Raw genomic sequence first — 15,513 nt, 5'->3', positions numbered from 1 at the left:
ATAAGATGATGGTTGACATCTAAATGCCTTGATTTCATCTTGGCCAGCTTAGTTACCTTAATTCCCTTAGCCACCGGCCGGAGCAAGAGATCATGAACAGTGCAAGCAAGGCAGCAGATCAGATGGACCATGCAGGCAGCGGTACGGAAGTTTTGCTGACTGCATTCGAAGCCATCGCTGAACACCATTATGTGGATAGCGATGGTGTCCGCATTCATTATGCGGCTATGGGACAGGGGCCTTTGCTGGTGCTGTTGCATGGTTTTCCTGATCACTGGCTGGGTTGGTGGCAGGTGATGGCAGATCTGTGTGCCGATTACCGTGTAGTTGCTTTGGATTTGCGTGGTTATCACCTGAGCGATGCGCCGCCTGACCCGCAAGCTTATCTGCCTACTAAACTGGTCGCTGATGTGGCGGCGGTGGTAGAACGTGAAGGCGCGGGCAAGGCGACATTGCTAGGGCATGACTGGGGCGGTTTTATTGCGTGGCATGCCGCCATGCAGGCGCAGCCCTGGCTGGAAAGACTGGTCGTGCTGAACATGCCGCACCCCTGGGCCATCGCACGCGAGTTAAGCAATAACCCGCAGCAGCGGGTTGCCAGTGATTATGTGCGAGCGTTTCGCCAGCCGCAGTCGCATTTGCAGTTGCCCATGTCAGGGCTTGGCACCTGGATCAAAGACCCCGCTTTCAAACGTCGGCATGACCAGGCGATGGCGATATCGACACTGGAAACCATGCTGCATTATTACCGCGTCAACTGGCCGGCAGAACCGTATTTCATGCCGGGTGACATGCCGCCCAAGATAAGGGTACCAACCCTGTTGATACATGGTCTGGCTGACCCCTACGCATTGCCCGCCGGTCTGAATGATGTCTGGCAATGGGTGGACAATGAACTGAGCATACAAACCATTCCTGACGCCGGTCATTTCATACAGCACGACAACGCGCAACAGGTAGTGCGTATCGTACGTACATGGCTACACCAGTCAACCGGCGGCAGCGACCAGCAAACCCACTCGCTTCCGATCCCGGAACTGCATTCAACTTCTTCTTTAGTGTAAAGGACGTATCAAGGAACTCAATAATACTGTCGTCTTTGTCACCGGTGCCAACCGTGGACTGGGCCTGGCCTTTGCCACTGCCCTGCTGGAGGCTGGTGTCAAAAAAGTGTATGCCGCTGCCAGAAACCCGGTGCAGGTAGCAAGCCAGGTAGTGGACGCGATAGTGCAGGGACAGGAAGAAGTATGTGCCGACGACATCACGCGTCAGGTAAAACAGGGTTTGTCACTGGAAGCCGCCCCGTATTTGCGCGAAGGTGGTCGATAAGATATTGCCTGGTGCAGTGCAGGCTAACAGCGGGTTATGATGTCACTCTTGCCGTTAGACAAAGGGTGTGGCCGTGTCTGGATTGATTCGCAATGTTTTGACGATACTGCTGGCATTGTGCCGCTACCGCTTTGGCGGCCATAGCGTCGGTGTGAGTGACAGGCTTGACTGTCATTTTTGGGTAACACCATGGGATGCAGGCATCCGGATATTGAAGAGTGATGCCTATCTTCAGCTTGCCGAAGCGGCACAGTTTGATTTTGTTATCAGGACTGGTTTGTTGCGCCCCATGCTAGGCAGTGGCACGGCGTTTGTGAATGTGTCGCAACTGATAATTTTCATGAAGCCGGTGCGTCTTTTTCAGCGGGTGCGGGTAAGCAGCTTCATCCTGTTTGCCGATGATAAATGCGCGTATTTTTCGCATGAAATTTATGTGGGTGATGTGGTGCATGCAGAGGTACTGGTGAAGATGAAATTCAAACGTGGACGTGTCACGGTTGAACCATATGCCTTGTTGCAAACCCGTTTCGATGAGCAGTCTGCGCAACTGCTGGCCTGGGATCAGACGTTGCAGGCGATGGCTGCGGTACACCAGGTGCCGTCATAATCTATTAGATAAGGTCCCAGGGAAGTGCCTGAGACCTTATTTACGACTATTTACGACTATTTACAACTGTGTGCGATGAATGCCTTATCGCACTCCACAACTTCAAAACTTCACTTAATCAGTGGCCACCAAAGTCACACCACTAATGGCGCTGTAGGCTTTGACCATGACGTAATACGTACCGGCAGCGGGTGATGTAACGGTAATGCTTTCATTGTTGCTGGTGCCGTTAGACCGTTGCAGGTAAGACGTGGTGGTCGGTGCCGAACCCAGTTTGACATACAGATCAGCATCGCCTGTACCGCCGCTGGTTTTAAAGCTTACTGATGACTTGCCAGCAGGTACCGCAAAGGTATATACCGCAGTTGCACCCGATGCCAGGCTGATGCCCGTGACCGGCACACCATTGCTCAACACGTTACCTGACGTAGTAGTTTGGTAACTGGCCACCAGGCTGATGCCGCTGGAAGCGGTATAGCCATTCAGCAGAACATAATACGTGCCTGCTGTTGGTGACGCGATGGTGATGGTTTCCGTGCTGGTGGATCCATCCGATTTTTGCAGATAGGTTGTGGTCGTTGGGGTTGAGCCCAGTTGCACGTACAGATCCGCATCGCCTGTACCACCTGTGGTTTTGAATGTCAGGTTGGTGGCGCCAGTCGGTACAGAAAATGTATAGACCAGGTTGCCACCGGTAGTGACAGACAGGCCCGTGACCGCAACATCTTTGGTCAGGGTGTTAGGTGGTGGTGGCGTTGTGGAACCCATGGCAGACGCAAAGTTTGCCATGTTCAGACTGCCGTATCCACTGGCATAATCCCAGCCTGCCTTAGCGGTGTAGCCGCCATTGCTGCCAGACGTGATGTCGTGGAACATGCCCGGTGTGCTGGCCGCTTTTTGGTAAATCGCAGCAGCAGGGAAGGGCAGGCTGTTATTGTTCATCGACTGTACACGCGCCCAAAAACCGGTGAAGATAGGCGCTGCCAGACTGGTACCACCGATCTGCTGGTTGGAACCATTGACGATCACCAGCGCACCACTGGCCGGATCAGCATTGAATGCAATGTCTGGCGTGCCGCGTTTGGTAGAAGACCCCAAAACGCCTGCACTGGTTTGCCAGCTTGGTGCTGATTCATTCAGGGATGGCCCACCGCCGGCGCCACCGTTTGCACTTTGCTGGCAACTGGCTGCCGTGGTGCAAGCCCATACCGATTCAGACACCCACGTTGTACCCGAGGTATTGAGCAAGGTGCCGCCCACTGAAATCACATACGGTGATACCGATGGATAGCTTTGCGATGTGCCTGGGCCGCCACATTCATAGGCACCCGAATCGCCGGACGATACCGAGAAAGTCTGCCCCTGTGCCACCGCAGTCTGGAAGATCTGGTCATTGCTGGCCATGACACCCGAATTGAGAGCGTCGTTTTCACATTCACCCAAAGACACATTGATGACCTTGGCCACGTTGTCGCTGACAGCGCGGTTATAGGCTGCCGTGATGTCGGCATCGTTTAGCGTGTTGGCGGTGTACAGGATCATTTTTTTGATCGTGCCACCCGCTGTTGCCAGGGCATCCTGCGTATCCATATTCCATTCACCGACACCGGCAGTGTCCGAGCTGGCAGCACCGATTGTGACTGTCTGCACATTCACAGTCGGATAACCGGCGCGGCTGGTAAAGGTGTTGAGATCCGCAATTGTCTGCGTCATGCTGCCCTGGGTGATAATGCCGATGGTGGCATTCACCGCGCTGGGCAGGTTGCTGGCGTTATAGATGGCAGAAAACTCGGTAGGATTGTGCCCCGTACTGGCCAGGGTATTGGCGTTAGGCCGGACCAGATGAGTGCGATAGGTATGCAGATTTTGCAGACCATGCACCGCCAGTACCGTATCTGACAGCGCCTGCGGTACCTGTGCGTCACTCAGGTTGACCTGAACAGAACGTCCCCCTACCGTGTAGGTGTGCAAGTCGGTATTGAAGGCGGTTTTGACCGTCGCGGCGGCACCATCGGCGCTCACCAGCGTGCGGTTGTCTGACACGGTGATGTTGACGAAGCCGCTGCTTTTCAAATGATCAATCACAGCCTGCACCTGTGCTGCTGTCGGTGCGTAGTTCGCCATGAAGTCGGCACTGGAAATCGGCCTGACATTTTTCCCGTTCAGGATACCCGTGGTCAGCGTGTCAAGTGCTGCCTTGTTGCGCAGCTTGAGCGCGACCACCACGTGCGTGGGTGACCCCGCCTGCAAGAGTGTGGCCGCTGATGTCGATGACACGGTCGCCGGTATTCTGGTGGCCTTGGTTGCTGTTGGCGCCCATTGTGCCTGCGCAGTGCCGCACAACATGGCTAAAACCACCGGGATACCGGATAGTAGTTGTAATTTCCCTCTGATACGCATTACTTTTCTCCTTGTTTTTTTGATGCGAAGATATGACCGGCACCGTTTTAGCGATGCCGGCCAAGCTCAGGTACCCATCCCCGATATGGTTTGAATCCGGGATGGGTACGTAAGCCAAAGCCGTGTATAAGCACGGCCCTGGCCCTCCCCCAATTGAGCATCCAGACAAACCAGGCATTTGATCAATGACTGGCTTGCCCTTCTGCTCCGACTGCATGCCAGTCATTGATCAAATGCCTGGCATTGCATTTTTTAGGCAATAGTTGTCCCTCTCGCAGGTGCAAGCGCCTGCAAGAACTATTGGTCCTGCTTAAATCAAAACGACTTCATTGAAGCCTCATTACCCAGCGACAAAAATAGCTTGAATGCAATATGTCGCTTTGTAACAGAGGCCGATTATTAACATTGTTTAACAATATGTCAAAAACAATAAGCCGTTGCCCTTTGGTAAATATTCTCTATTTTTTACCTTGATTTTTGCGAAAAACTGGTTCTTTATAGACAAAAAAGTAAAGTCACATAACCAAAAAGAAATGATTGCGCAAAATTAAGTGGTTGCGAAAGTGCAACAATGTCTGTGGGAATGTTGAATTTGGCGGGAATTGAAAATGCACTGTGGGGCGTTGAAAAAGCCCGGGAAGGGTGTCAGGAACACGCTGCGTAGCAGCAAAAAAGCCACGCAGATGAGCGATCGAACAAGAAAGCATGAATTACGTCAGTACAGTGGCCAGGTCAGGCAACACCTTTAACGCCTACCTAAAGCCCGCCCAATGCCTGTCGCCGCGTGTTTTTTGTCAACAAAAAGTTGGCGTGTTCACCCTTGTGGACACGCCAGTTTCCCTTATTTATCGCCCGCCAGATACATCCACAAAACTGCCGGTGATATATGACGCCGCATCGCTCGCCAGAAAGACGATGGCTGCTGCCACTTCGTCTGGTGCGCCACCACGTTGCATGGGAACGCCGGTTTTTAGTCTTTCGACCCGGTTGGGTTCGCCGCCATCGGCATGCATAGTCGTCGTGATCAGGCCAGGGCGCACACAGTTGACGCGTATGCCCTCGGCTGCCACTTCAATTGACAAACCCTTGGTCAAGGTGTCTATGGCCCCCTTGGTGGCAGCGTAATCGATGTATTCATTCGCCGAGCCCAGGCGTGCGGCGGCTGACGACACGTTGACGATGGCACCACCTGTGCCGCCATGGCTTGTTGACATCCGTTTGACCGCTTCACGGCAGCATAAAAAATAGCTGGTGACATTGGTGCTGAACAGGCGGTTGATGCGTTCTGCCGTCAAGTCTTCCAGCCGGCATTGCTGCATCAGTATGCCGGCATTGTTGACCAGCACATCCAACTTGCCCAGTTGCTGATCCAGCTCTGCAAACAGACGCACTACGTCGGCTTCCAGAGCCACATCGGCCTGTATGGCAATGGCAGTGCCACCTTGCGCACGGATGCCTTGCACTACCTGTTGTGCGGCGTCGTGATTGTGCAGATAGTTAATGCAGACCGCATACCCAGCAGCCGCCAGTTGCTGTGCCGTGGCAGCACCAATACCGCGACTGCCACCAGTGACCAGTGCGACTTTTTTCATGGTTCATCCTCTCTCGTTTTTTATGTCAGATCGTACACGGCGCAGGTTAGAAATATCTCATGCAGAGATCATAACCGGGATGAGAATTTTTCACCGAAGCAGAGGTGATTCCGTAGGGTGCGCCGCGCGCACCATGTGCATAAAACAAAGAGCAATTGCAATTGCCGGAAGAGGAGAGTGGTGCGCGTGGCGCACTCCACGGAGCAGTTTTTTTGTTTGCCTGACCTTTTTCGTGCCCCCAAAAAACAAACGACACCGTGCACCAGGCAGATGTCGTTTTTAGTGTTCCTACGCGCGTAACGCATGAACATGCAATCCGGTTGACAGGGCAGGTGCCGTTTAGAACAACAACACTAAGCCGCATGCACTGTGGTTTTTTGCGTCAACGCAGATGCATCGGCTGGCGTTTTTGGCTTACGTAGACTGACTACGCTAAGCAAAATAAAGCAAACCAACCCAAATACGAATAGGAAAATTATCATGAACAAACTGATCACCGCCCTCATCGCTTCCACCGTTCTGATGGGTAGCGCATTTGCACAAACACCAGCCAGCGCATCTGCCAGCGCGACTGCAAAACCTGCTTCCGCAGCCGCCGCAGCCAGCGTCGCCAAATCTGCCCCGGCAGCCAAAGTGACCGCAGCTTCTGCATCAGCAACTGCATCGACACCAGCAGCGGCAGCAGTGCCAACAGCAGAAACCAAGCCAGCAACAGATAAAACAGCGAAGCATGAAAAACATGCCAAGCACGACAAAAAAGAAGTGAAAAAAGATGAAGCAAAACCAGCATCTGCTTCCGCTCCAGCTGCTTCGAAATAAATCGTCACCAGCAATAAACAGTTACCACCGGCAGCACATGCTGCCGGTTAAAAAAAGTAAATTAAATCGCTCACATAATTGAAGGAATAAACATGAACAAGCTCATTACCGCACTGATCGCTTCTACTGTTCTGATGGGTAGCGCATTTGCACAAACACCAGCCAGCGCATCTGCCAGCGCGACTGCAAAACCTGCTTCCGCAGCCGCCGCAGCCAGCGTTGCCAAATCTGCCCCGGCAGCCAAAGTGACCGCAGCTTCTGCATCAGCAACTGCAGCAGCACCAGCAGCACCAGCAGCAGAAACCAAGCCGGCAACAGACAAAGCAGTGAAGCATGAAAAACATGCCAAGCATGACAAAAAAGAAGTGAAGAAAGATGAAGCTAAACCAGCATCCGCTGCTGCATCAGCTGCTTCGAAATAAGTCGTTATCGGCAACACGCAAACGCACGAATTTGCAACAACTATGTACACCCGGCAGCAAATGCTGCCGGTTAAAAAAGTAAATTAAATCATTCACATTATTGAAGGAATATCACATGAACAAGCTCATTACCGCCCTGATCGCTTCTACCGTTTTGATGGGTAGCGCATTTGCTCAAACACCGGCAACGGCTACGGCAAAAGTTACTCCGGCTGCGACACCTGCCGTCGTTACTACAACAGCAGCGTCAGCAGTGACATCAGCAACTGCCAGCAAAGCTGTAGTGACAACTACTGCTGCCACACCAGCAGCAACACCAGTGACACCTGTTGCCGTTGACACCAAAACAGCAACAACTGACAAGGCAGTAGCTAAACATGAAAAGCATGCCAAACATGTCGCACATGAAAAGCAAGCCAAGGCTGATGTAAAAGCAGAAGTAAAAACCGAAACCAAACCTGAAGTAAAAGCAGAAGTAAAGGCTGACACTAAAGTTGCGACTGCAACCAGCGCCACTGCCAACACTACTGCCAACACTGCCAAAACAGCAGCACCTGCTGCAAAATAAGTTGTGCGGCGATGCGCCGCAAGCTCGATAGCCAGGCCAGGTAAAAAACGACGTGCAATCACTAGCGATTGCGCGTCGTTTTTCTTTTTGTGCAGTGCCGAAAAGTGTAATCCTTAAAAGAATGTAATATGGCACGCTGTCAAGCAAGGCGTGGCAAAAAAATACAGGCGCATTTCAGTGATGCGGCATTTCTTAAAAGAACTATATTTTTTGATAGAATGCCAGCGCACCCATCCGTGCTAGTGGTATTTGCCGTGCGTTGGGCGTTGTTTTGAATGGACTACCTTTCCCAATTTCGGAGTTAGTGTAATGGCATTGCGTTTTGTAAAAGCGGCGATTCTGGTTGTTGCATCCAGCCTGGCGATGCATGCATCGGCCATGACACAGCCTGACGCTGAAAAGTTACAAGCCTATCTGCACAAACAGGTGGATACTGAAAACAGTTATTTCATCGTGCCGATACTGCCTACCGAAAACTCCAACAGACTGGCGCATTTGATGCTCGACAGTTTATGGAAAGAGCCCGCATACCGCGACAATATGCGTGCCTGGCTTGCGCAAAACCAGGCCAGCGTGATGGAAGATTTGCTGGCTCTATGGCATGAGCATTACCATAAAGCCTTCACAGAAAGCCTGGACCTGCTTGACGATGACGCCATCAAGCTGTTGTGGCGTCTGCACCGGACCAATGCCATGTACGCCATGGACCGCCAATATTGCCGCACCCGTACCGAAGCGCAGGTTGCCGATATACTCAGGGCCGAAACCGACAAGCTCATCGTCGCACAATTCGACAGATTGGCGACGGCCTTGCCCAAGGCGTTGACAGGCGAGTTTGCGCGTCAGAATTCCCCGCGTGCAGGTGAACGACCAAATTCCAATGCGATCGCCAAGATAGCCATGAAAACCTTCGCTGCCGTTACCAAAGAATGGCCAGAAGAGGATAAGAAACGTATCGAAGGCCGTTTTTCTTATGGCTACCAGTCATCCACGCCACAAGAATTGTGCGAGGCTATCTGGGTGACCAGTCGTGCCGTTTATGACAGCTATATCGAAAAACCAAATGCCATGTTGTCAGCTTCCACACTCAGGCTAAGTGTAGTCAAATCTGCCTATCAAAAAGCACTGGCCCAGGACGATGCACCAGGCGGGGCAACACAACCTGCTGTGCAGGGGTTTACGCCGGGCAAAGCAGTTATATATTACCCAAAGATATTTAATAACAAAAACGTCAATGGCTCCACCACTTACAAGATAGCAGTTGATGACAAAGGCAAAGTTACCCAGGTAACGCAGGCAGCCGGTGGCGTCAAACCGGCATCGATCACCAGTGTTGATGGCACGGTTTTTACAACTGACACCATGTTGTTACGCGTTGTTGAAAGCTATTTCCGCAGCGGTTCTTTTGTGCCGAAGTTGGTTGATGGCAAACCCGCCCCTTATGCTTTCAGCCTGGGATTTACCTGGAGCTGGGATTAATTTCCTTAGCGTAGATGACATAAAAAAACGACGTCCGCTTGCTGCGTGACGTCGTTTTTTATTCCTGCCTAAGTGATGTGGCCAGTGCTAAATCAACCTTCAACCCTTCAACCCTTCAACCCTTCAGCCCTTGCTTCTCGCTTCTATCACTTCCCATTTTTCCAGTGCTTCCAGCAATTGCTCGTCAATCTCAGCATGGCGCGCATTCAGTTGATTCGCCTGGTCCGGGCCGTTTTTGTACAGATTGGCATCGGCCAGTTTTGCAGTAATCGATGCCTGCTCGGCTTCCAGCGCAGCAATCAGCTTCGGTAATTCTTCCAGTTCACGCTGTTCTTTGTAGCTGAGTTTTTTCGGTTTGGCGGCTGCCGGTGCGCTCATGCTTGATACGGCTGCCACGGCTGGTTTTTGTTCTGACTTGCTGATTTTGACCGCTGGCACCGTGCTGCGATAGCGTTCCCAATCGGTATAGCCACCAATAAATTCGCGCCACTGGCCTTCGCCTTCAGCAACGATAACCTGCGTCACCACATTGTCGAGGAAGGTACGGTCATGGCTGACCAAAAAGACGGTGCCGGTATATTCTTCCAGCAATTCTTCCAGCAATTCCAGCGTATCGATGTCCAGATCATTGGTCGGTTCATCCAGCACCAGCACGTTAGCCGGTTTGGCAAACAGGCGTGCCAACAACAGACGATTACGTTCACCACCAGACAGCGATTTAACCGGAGACCGTGCACGTTCAGGCGCAAACAAAAAGTCGCCCAGGTAAGACATCACATGCTTGCGCTGGCCATTCACCTCTACCCAGTCACTGCCGGGCGCAATGGTGTCTGCCAGGCTGGCCTCTTCGTTCAGTTGCGCACGCATCTGGTCAAAGTAAGCGATCTGCAATTTGCTGCCTTGCTTGATGGTGCCGCTGTCCGGCTCGTCTTGCCCCAAAATCAGTTTCAACAGGGTGGTTTTACCGGCACCGTTCTGGCCGATCAGGCCTACCTTGTCACCACGCAAAATAATGCTAGAGAAATCATCGATGATGATCTTCTCGCCAAAGCGCTTGCTGACGTTTTCCAGTTCCGCCACGATCTTGCCTGAACGTTCGCCTGAGCCTACATCCAGCTTGACCTGGCCTTGCTGTTCACGACGGGCGCTGCGTTGCAGACGCAACTGTTCCAGGCGCTTGACACGGCCTTCATCGCGCACACGACGGGCTTTGACGCCTTTGCGTATCCAGATTTCTTCCTGTGCCAGAAACTTGTCGAATTTGGCGTTTTCTACTTCTTCATTTTCCAGCAAATCTGCCTTGCGCGTCTGGTAAGTCGTAAAGTTGCCAGGGAAAGAAGTCAGCTTGCCACGATCCAGTTCAATGATGCGGGTCGCCACATTGTCCAAAAAGCTGCGGTCATGGGTGATGAACAGCACGCTGCCTTTAAAGTCTTTCAGCAAACCCTCCAGCCACTGTATGGATGAAAAATCCAGATGGTTGGTTGGTTCATCCAGCAGCAAGACATCAGGCGCACTGACCAGCGCACAGGCCAGTGCCACGCGCTTTTTCATACCGCCCGACAGCGTACCCATGATGGCGTCTTTGGACAGGTTCAGCTTGTCCAGCGTGGTTTCGACCTTGTTACCCAGACTCCAGGCATCAGCCGCATCCAGTTGTACCTGGATGTCATGCATGCGTTCCATCAGGGCATCATCATTGTCGCCGCCAAACTGGCCAGTCAGCGCCTCATATTCCTGCAACAGGGCAGGCAACTCACCCAGGCCAGACGCCACCGCATCAAACACGCTAAGAGTCTGGTCGAACTGCGGTTCTTGCTCAACATACGCAATCTTGATGCCTTGCTGCATCACTAGCAGGCCATCATCAATCTTGGATGTGCGGGCAATAATTTTCAGCAACGATGATTTGCCGGTGCCATTACGCCCGATCAGACCAACCCGCTCGCCTGCCTCTATGGAAAACTCTGCATGATCAAGCAGAGCAACGTGACCGAATGCCAATTGGGCATCGCTTAATGAGATAACTGCCATAAAACCCTGTGGAACCGGCATCAGAAAGATGCGCGGACATAATTAGAGAAAAGCAGTATTGTACGCTAGGGAGACGCCGAAACTCATCTGCTTAATTGATTGTTGCGCCCGGCTCAGGTAAGATGTCGGGCTGATTGAGAAATGCACAAGCATTTCTCACCGTGTCTCGCCGTAGTTCAATGGATAGAACGTATGCCTCCTAAGCGTAAGATACAGGTTCGATTCCTGTCGGCGGGACCAGGGCACTAATTCCCATATCTTCAAAAAATAACTTAATCCGAATGAAATCAATGGGTTAGCGTTGCGATCAAATAGTAGTAAATTCCCAAAGCTAGGCAGAAACTGTGCTTTTTGTTAGCCTTTACGAAAAATTTACGAACAAATTACGAATGTGACCAGCTTCAAAAAAACAGGTAAGGTTTGGCGTGTCCAAATTGCTATCAAAGGTGGCTAAGGCATCGTGACGCTGGTGAACTCGTCGAGCAAGGGGTTAAAGCCCATGGCTTTGAAGGAGTTGGGTTGCGTGCCACGCAGACGTTCAAAGCTGGTACGCAGGTCTTGCAGTTTGGAAAAAGCAAAAGAGGACGGTGTTGTGATGCCCCTATTGCAGACACCATAAGAGAATGAGCAGCCATGTGACCGGTTAGTATGTCTTTTTATTGTTTTTTGGGAATCTATGAATAAGTGTCCACACTGCGGAAAGCGGGCAAGTTTTGTCAAGCTACTAAAAATAACCCGCCGGACACCCTATTGTTGTACCGCCTGCAAGCAACCTAGTAGGCTTTTGCCGAGACATAATACTGTAGCAGCACTAATTACCCTTACCGCTGTACTTGTATCGGTAGGAGTGCCAATAATTTACCAATGGGGTAGTTGGCCGATGAATTCTCTATCGATATTTTTATTTTTGTACCTTGGGATAGGATTGGTCATGCTCTGTTTTATGGAACTTGTTCCAGATCCTGAGGGAATGGGGAAATTTGAGGGCCGAGGGTAATTTGTTTTTTTCAATTGGAACTGGCGGTGTTGCAGCGACCTGACGGGAACAGACAGGCTTCGCCCTGTCTAGCATGGTTGAAACTTATCAAAAGCCGCTTTGTGCGGCTTTTTTGTTGTTCGTGCGCAGCGGGCAGCGGTATGGTGGGCGTTTTATGGGCGCTGGCTACTTGGGTGATCTGACTGGTTTTAGCTCGCAACGCGCAGGCCAGCAAGGTTTGTAATAGTGACGAATTATTTTAGAAACTGAGCGCCTAACTCAATTTTCTGAAATGCGGAATCGACTTTTTCACCGAACTCCGATTCAAGTTGAGCCCATGACGGATTATCCAAGACCAGAAACGCTATCGTGTCGCCGCCATTGCTCGCCGTGATAAAGCGGATATTGAATTCTGCAGAAATTGCAGAATTTAAAGTGACAAGGGTGATGTCTTGTTCCTCTGGTTCAAAGTTGAGGGGAATTTTTGTCAAATTTCCTTGGAAATTTATGTACAACACATCGTCAGTCCATTGAGGACGTAAATCCGTTGTTGCAAGGGCATTGGCCGCAAGAGTGATAATGTCGTCGTCTGCTTCGCGCCAGTCAACCCAAAACACATTCTCAGCACCAGCGAAGAGCTGCTTAGTTGTTTCGCGACCAGGTTCAGTGATAAGTTTTTGGGCAAAACTGATGTTCATTTCACAGTCCTCGGAAAGTCGTATTGCATTTGCCGCATGGGCAGGAAATCGCCCAAGCACACGGCCTAATGCCTTTATTTATACTTAGTGCCTCCACATTCAGTAGCTGGTTGCAGTCTAGGCATGACTGGTTGATAGGGTCTCCACTGTTGGATTGAGCGAGCGCGATATATATTTGTACAGCTTGCGGTGAGAGTCCTTCCAAATTCATCCCAGAAAGATATTTTTTCTTCATCGGTCATGGCGATATATTAGTGATTGAAATATGAGGATAAGCTTATGGCCGCTTAATTTGATTGGCTAATTTTGTTTTTGCGTCGTTTAAATTTTCAAAAACGGTTTTTGTTGAACGGTGCTCTGGACCAAAATCTGGATTTAAAACCAAAGCGGCGTATACCAATTCAAAATTGCCGATCGCGTTACGATATTCCTTTAATGAACTTAATGCCAAGCCTAAGTTATTTCGGTACGTGACCACACTTGGATGCACTTCCCCGTATGCCTTTAGAGCACTAGTTAAGGCTAGTTTATAGAAGGTTATCGCCTTGCGATACTCCCCCATTGAACTTAACGCCATTCCCAAATTATTGCGTTCTGTCGCTACATGTGGATGAGCATCTCCATAAGTTTTCAAGTCACTAGTCAATGCCAATTCATGGAATGTGACCGCCTTGTGATATTCTCCTAATGAACGCCACGCAGCTCCTAGATTATTGCGGTCCCTCGCCACATTCGGATGAAATTCCCCATAAGTCTTAATATCACTAGCTAAAGCCAACTCATAGAAGGTGATTGCTTTTCGATGCTCTCCTAATGAGTCCCACGCTACCCCTAGATTATTACGATCTGCCGCTACCCGGGGGTGAGCATCCCCATAGGTTTTAAAATCGCTGGCTAAAACTATTTCATAAAAAGAGATTGCCTTTTGATACTCCCCCAATGCTGCCCAGGCTCCACCCAGATTATTGCGGTCTGTAGCTACAGCAGGGTGAACTTCTCCGTAGGTCTTCAAATCGCTGGCCAGAGCCATTTCATAAAAGGAGATCGCTTTGCGAAATTCTCCCAATGCAGCCCATGCCTCACCTAGATTGTTACGGCGTGTTGCTACTAGCGGATGAGCTTCGCCATAGGTCCTCATATCGCTGGCCAAGGAGAGCTCAAAATAGGTGATGGCCTTGCGATAGTCTCCCAATAAGTTCCATGCTACTCCTAGGCTATTTTGGTCTCTCGCCACGTTTGGATGGAATGGTCCACTACTCTTGAGGTCACTGGCTAAGGCCAATTCAAAGAAGATGATCGCTTTGCGATAGTCTCCCAATTCTGTCCATGTTGCACCGAGGTTATTGCGTACGTTCGCTACTAGTGGATGGAATTCCCCGTAGGTATTCAGCGTACTTGTCAAAGCCAATTCATAGCAGCTAAGTGCTTTACGATATTCTCCCAAGGAGTCCCATGCAGCACCTAGATTATTGCGGTCCCTCGCGACGTCCAGATGAGCTTCCCCGTAGGTTTTCAAGTCGCTGGCTAGTGCTAGTTCATGCATTTTTTTTGCTTCAAAAAAATTCCCGAGATCATGGGCATTATTTCCAGCCGAAGTAAGATAAATTGCGTGCTCAGGACTTAGTAAGATCGCTTTGTTGTAATTCTCAGTTGCTTTGGAAAATGCTAGACGCAGGCGCTGAACGTTAGCCAGTTGATACGCTGTCTCTGCTGCTGTACCATCATCTTGCTTTTGTTTTCTCTCTAACAGTTCTTCAACTTTAGGAAGATCAAACTTGTCACGAGCTTCCTGGATTTTTTTTGTTAGTTCATTTTTTTCGTTCAGCAAGGCGACGCGTTCATTCTGATCTTTTAATTGCTGCAATAGACTCTTTGCGTACTCCCAACCTTTGAGCAATTTTTCTTGATCAGATAAATGACGCTTTTCTTGGGTACCGATGAGGTCAATATTTCTCTGGATTTGTGCTGATAAATTTTTAACCTTGATGTTGTAATCTTTTATCTTCAGCTTGTCTCTTGGGTCGCCAAAAACACTAACAATACCGTTGTTAACTGCGATCTGGAGGGTGCCGCCGACAATATTAATCGTGCCTATGTTGGTTGCTACCTGCACGCAATCATCGCCTTGGCAAGTTTGTTCCACTGCTAGAGTATCTGCGGCAATAATCAGATAAAAGCAAAATAGAACAATTGTTTTCATAGCAGATCGTATTTGTTGGCATTTATTTTTTATCGTGCAGAGGGCTGGCCTTACCATTCATGCATTTCTAAGATTGAGGGCGATTTCGCGCCACTAGCTCCTGTGCGTGCTTGCACCGTAAGCCATGCCAGCGGGTCCAGTACAGAAAGTTTTTTTTGTTTAGTTATGTAATGCATATACACAATACTCTCGCGGACCTGAGCGAATGTATACATCAGCTCTAATTACCTTGTTTCATTTGCGGCGTTGGAGAGTGCGGAACATATATTCAGCATATTGACGTAAAAACCACAAATTTCAAACATTTGATTAATTTACCATACTGTGTTGAGCACCATTGATGTTAAATTGATACTTTTTCATATGGCCCCCTAGTTTGAGGAGAGTGT

At 50.1% G+C, this 15,513-nt stretch carries 12 protein-coding genes and 1 tRNA gene; 8 read left to right on the top strand and 5 right to left on the bottom strand.

What is annotated here, in order from left to right:
• Positions 1-92: 92 nt before the first annotated feature.
• The 3 genes from ACO0LK_RS16380 to ACO0LK_RS16370 all read left to right on the top strand — a co-directional run bounded on the left by ACO0LK_RS16380 (position 93) and on the right by ACO0LK_RS16370 (position 1,936).
• Positions 93-1,064 (top strand): alpha/beta fold hydrolase, encoded by a 972-nt coding sequence (locus ACO0LK_RS16380; RefSeq protein WP_422976822.1) that lies wholly within the window; start codon positions 93-95, stop codon positions 1,062-1,064.
• 7 nt (positions 1,065-1,071) lie between these two features.
• Complete coding sequence (locus tag ACO0LK_RS16375; protein ID WP_422976884.1) at positions 1,072-1,329, top strand: SDR family NAD(P)-dependent oxidoreductase; 258 nt, start codon at positions 1,072-1,074, stop codon at positions 1,327-1,329.
• Between the two features lie 73 nt (positions 1,330-1,402).
• Positions 1,403-1,936: a hypothetical protein gene (locus ACO0LK_RS16370; RefSeq protein WP_422976820.1), complete on the top strand. Its 534-nt coding sequence runs from the start codon at positions 1,403-1,405 to the stop codon at positions 1,934-1,936.
• Between the two features lie 114 nt (positions 1,937-2,050).
• On the opposite strand, the gene ACO0LK_RS16365 is transcribed toward ACO0LK_RS16370, so the two are convergent.
• Together ACO0LK_RS16365 and ACO0LK_RS16360 are read right to left on the bottom strand one after the other, a co-directional pair.
• On the bottom strand, positions 2,051-4,336 hold the full coding sequence (locus tag ACO0LK_RS16365) for a pre-peptidase C-terminal domain-containing protein (protein WP_422976818.1): 2,286 nt from the start codon (positions 4,334-4,336) through the stop codon (positions 2,051-2,053).
• An 845-nt stretch (positions 4,337-5,181) separates the two neighbouring features.
• Positions 5,182-5,928 carry an SDR family oxidoreductase gene (locus tag ACO0LK_RS16360; protein WP_422976816.1) on the bottom strand — a complete coding sequence of 249 codons (747 nt, stop codon included), beginning with the start codon at positions 5,926-5,928 and terminating at the stop codon, positions 5,182-5,184.
• A 480-nt stretch (positions 5,929-6,408) separates the two neighbouring features.
• On the opposite strand from ACO0LK_RS16360, the gene ACO0LK_RS16355 reads away from it, so the two are divergent.
• The 4 genes from ACO0LK_RS16355 (at position 6,409) to ACO0LK_RS16340 (ending at position 9,216) form a co-directional block, all read left to right on the top strand.
• A complete protein-coding gene (locus tag ACO0LK_RS16355) occupies positions 6,409-6,747 on the top strand; it encodes a histone-like protein 2 (protein ID WP_422976814.1) in 339 nt (112 codons plus the stop codon).
• Between the two features lie 92 nt (positions 6,748-6,839).
• Entirely contained in the window at positions 6,840-7,169 is a 330-nt protein-coding gene (locus tag ACO0LK_RS16350; protein ID WP_422976812.1) for a hypothetical protein, read from the top strand.
• 115 nt (positions 7,170-7,284) lie between these two features.
• Positions 7,285-7,737 (top strand): hypothetical protein, encoded by a 453-nt coding sequence (locus ACO0LK_RS16345; protein ID WP_422976810.1) that lies wholly within the window; start codon positions 7,285-7,287, stop codon positions 7,735-7,737.
• Between the two features lie 309 nt (positions 7,738-8,046).
• Positions 8,047-9,216, top strand: a complete 1,170-nt coding sequence (locus ACO0LK_RS16340; protein ID WP_422976808.1) for a hypothetical protein — start codon at positions 8,047-8,049, stop codon at positions 9,214-9,216.
• A gap of 123 nt (positions 9,217-9,339) precedes the next feature.
• Here ACO0LK_RS16340 and ACO0LK_RS16335 read toward each other — a convergent pair whose 3' ends face one another.
• On the bottom strand, positions 9,340-11,250 hold the full coding sequence (locus tag ACO0LK_RS16335) for an ATP-binding cassette domain-containing protein (RefSeq protein ID WP_422976806.1): 1,911 nt from the start codon (positions 11,248-11,250) through the stop codon (positions 9,340-9,342).
• Positions 11,251-11,415: 165 nt separating this feature from the next.
• On the opposite strand from ACO0LK_RS16335, the gene ACO0LK_RS16330 reads away from it, so the two are divergent.
• A tRNA-Arg gene (locus ACO0LK_RS16330) sits at positions 11,416-11,490 on the top strand.
• Between the two features lie 990 nt (positions 11,491-12,480).
• On the opposite strand, the gene ACO0LK_RS16325 is transcribed toward ACO0LK_RS16330, so the two are convergent.
• Together ACO0LK_RS16325 and ACO0LK_RS16320 are read right to left on the bottom strand one after the other, a co-directional pair.
• A complete protein-coding gene (locus ACO0LK_RS16325; protein WP_422976805.1) occupies positions 12,481-12,924 on the bottom strand; it encodes a hypothetical protein in 444 nt (147 codons plus the stop codon).
• Between the two features lie 277 nt (positions 12,925-13,201).
• Positions 13,202-15,124, bottom strand: a complete 1,923-nt coding sequence (locus ACO0LK_RS16320) for a tetratricopeptide repeat protein (RefSeq protein ID WP_422976803.1) — start codon at positions 15,122-15,124, stop codon at positions 13,202-13,204.
• Positions 15,125-15,513 lie beyond the last annotated feature (389 nt).

Source organism: Undibacterium sp. Ji49W (assembly GCF_049340205.1).
GTDB lineage: Bacteria > Pseudomonadota > Gammaproteobacteria > Burkholderiales > Burkholderiaceae_D > Undibacterium.
Note: the sequence above shows the minus strand (reverse complement) of the source record. Positions and strands in the feature narration are given on the sequence as shown.

Excerpts from the sequence above, each read along its gene's own strand:
- ACO0LK_RS16365 (WP_422976818.1), bottom strand. The coding sequence starts at position 4,336 with ATGCGTATCAGAGGGAAATTACAACTACTATCCGGTATCCCGGTGGTT.
- ACO0LK_RS16340 (WP_422976808.1), top strand. The coding sequence starts at position 8,047 with ATGGCATTGCGTTTTGTAAAAGCGGCGATTCTGGTTGTTGCATCCAGC.
- ACO0LK_RS16350 (WP_422976812.1), top strand. The coding sequence starts at position 6,840 with ATGAACAAGCTCATTACCGCACTGATCGCTTCTACTGTTCTGATGGGT.
- ACO0LK_RS16335 (WP_422976806.1), bottom strand. The coding sequence starts at position 11,250 with ATGGCAGTTATCTCATTAAGCGATGCCCAATTGGCATTCGGTCACGTT.
- ACO0LK_RS16360 (WP_422976816.1), bottom strand. The coding sequence starts at position 5,928 with ATGAAAAAAGTCGCACTGGTCACTGGTGGCAGTCGCGGTATTGGTGCT.
- ACO0LK_RS16380 (WP_422976822.1), top strand. The coding sequence starts at position 93 with ATGAACAGTGCAAGCAAGGCAGCAGATCAGATGGACCATGCAGGCAGC.
- ACO0LK_RS16320 (WP_422976803.1), bottom strand. The coding sequence starts at position 15,124 with ATGAAAACAATTGTTCTATTTTGCTTTTATCTGATTATTGCCGCAGAT.
- ACO0LK_RS16355 (WP_422976814.1), top strand. The coding sequence starts at position 6,409 with ATGAACAAACTGATCACCGCCCTCATCGCTTCCACCGTTCTGATGGGT.
- ACO0LK_RS16345 (WP_422976810.1), top strand. The coding sequence starts at position 7,285 with ATGAACAAGCTCATTACCGCCCTGATCGCTTCTACCGTTTTGATGGGT.
- ACO0LK_RS16325 (WP_422976805.1), bottom strand. The coding sequence starts at position 12,924 with ATGAACATCAGTTTTGCCCAAAAACTTATCACTGAACCTGGTCGCGAA.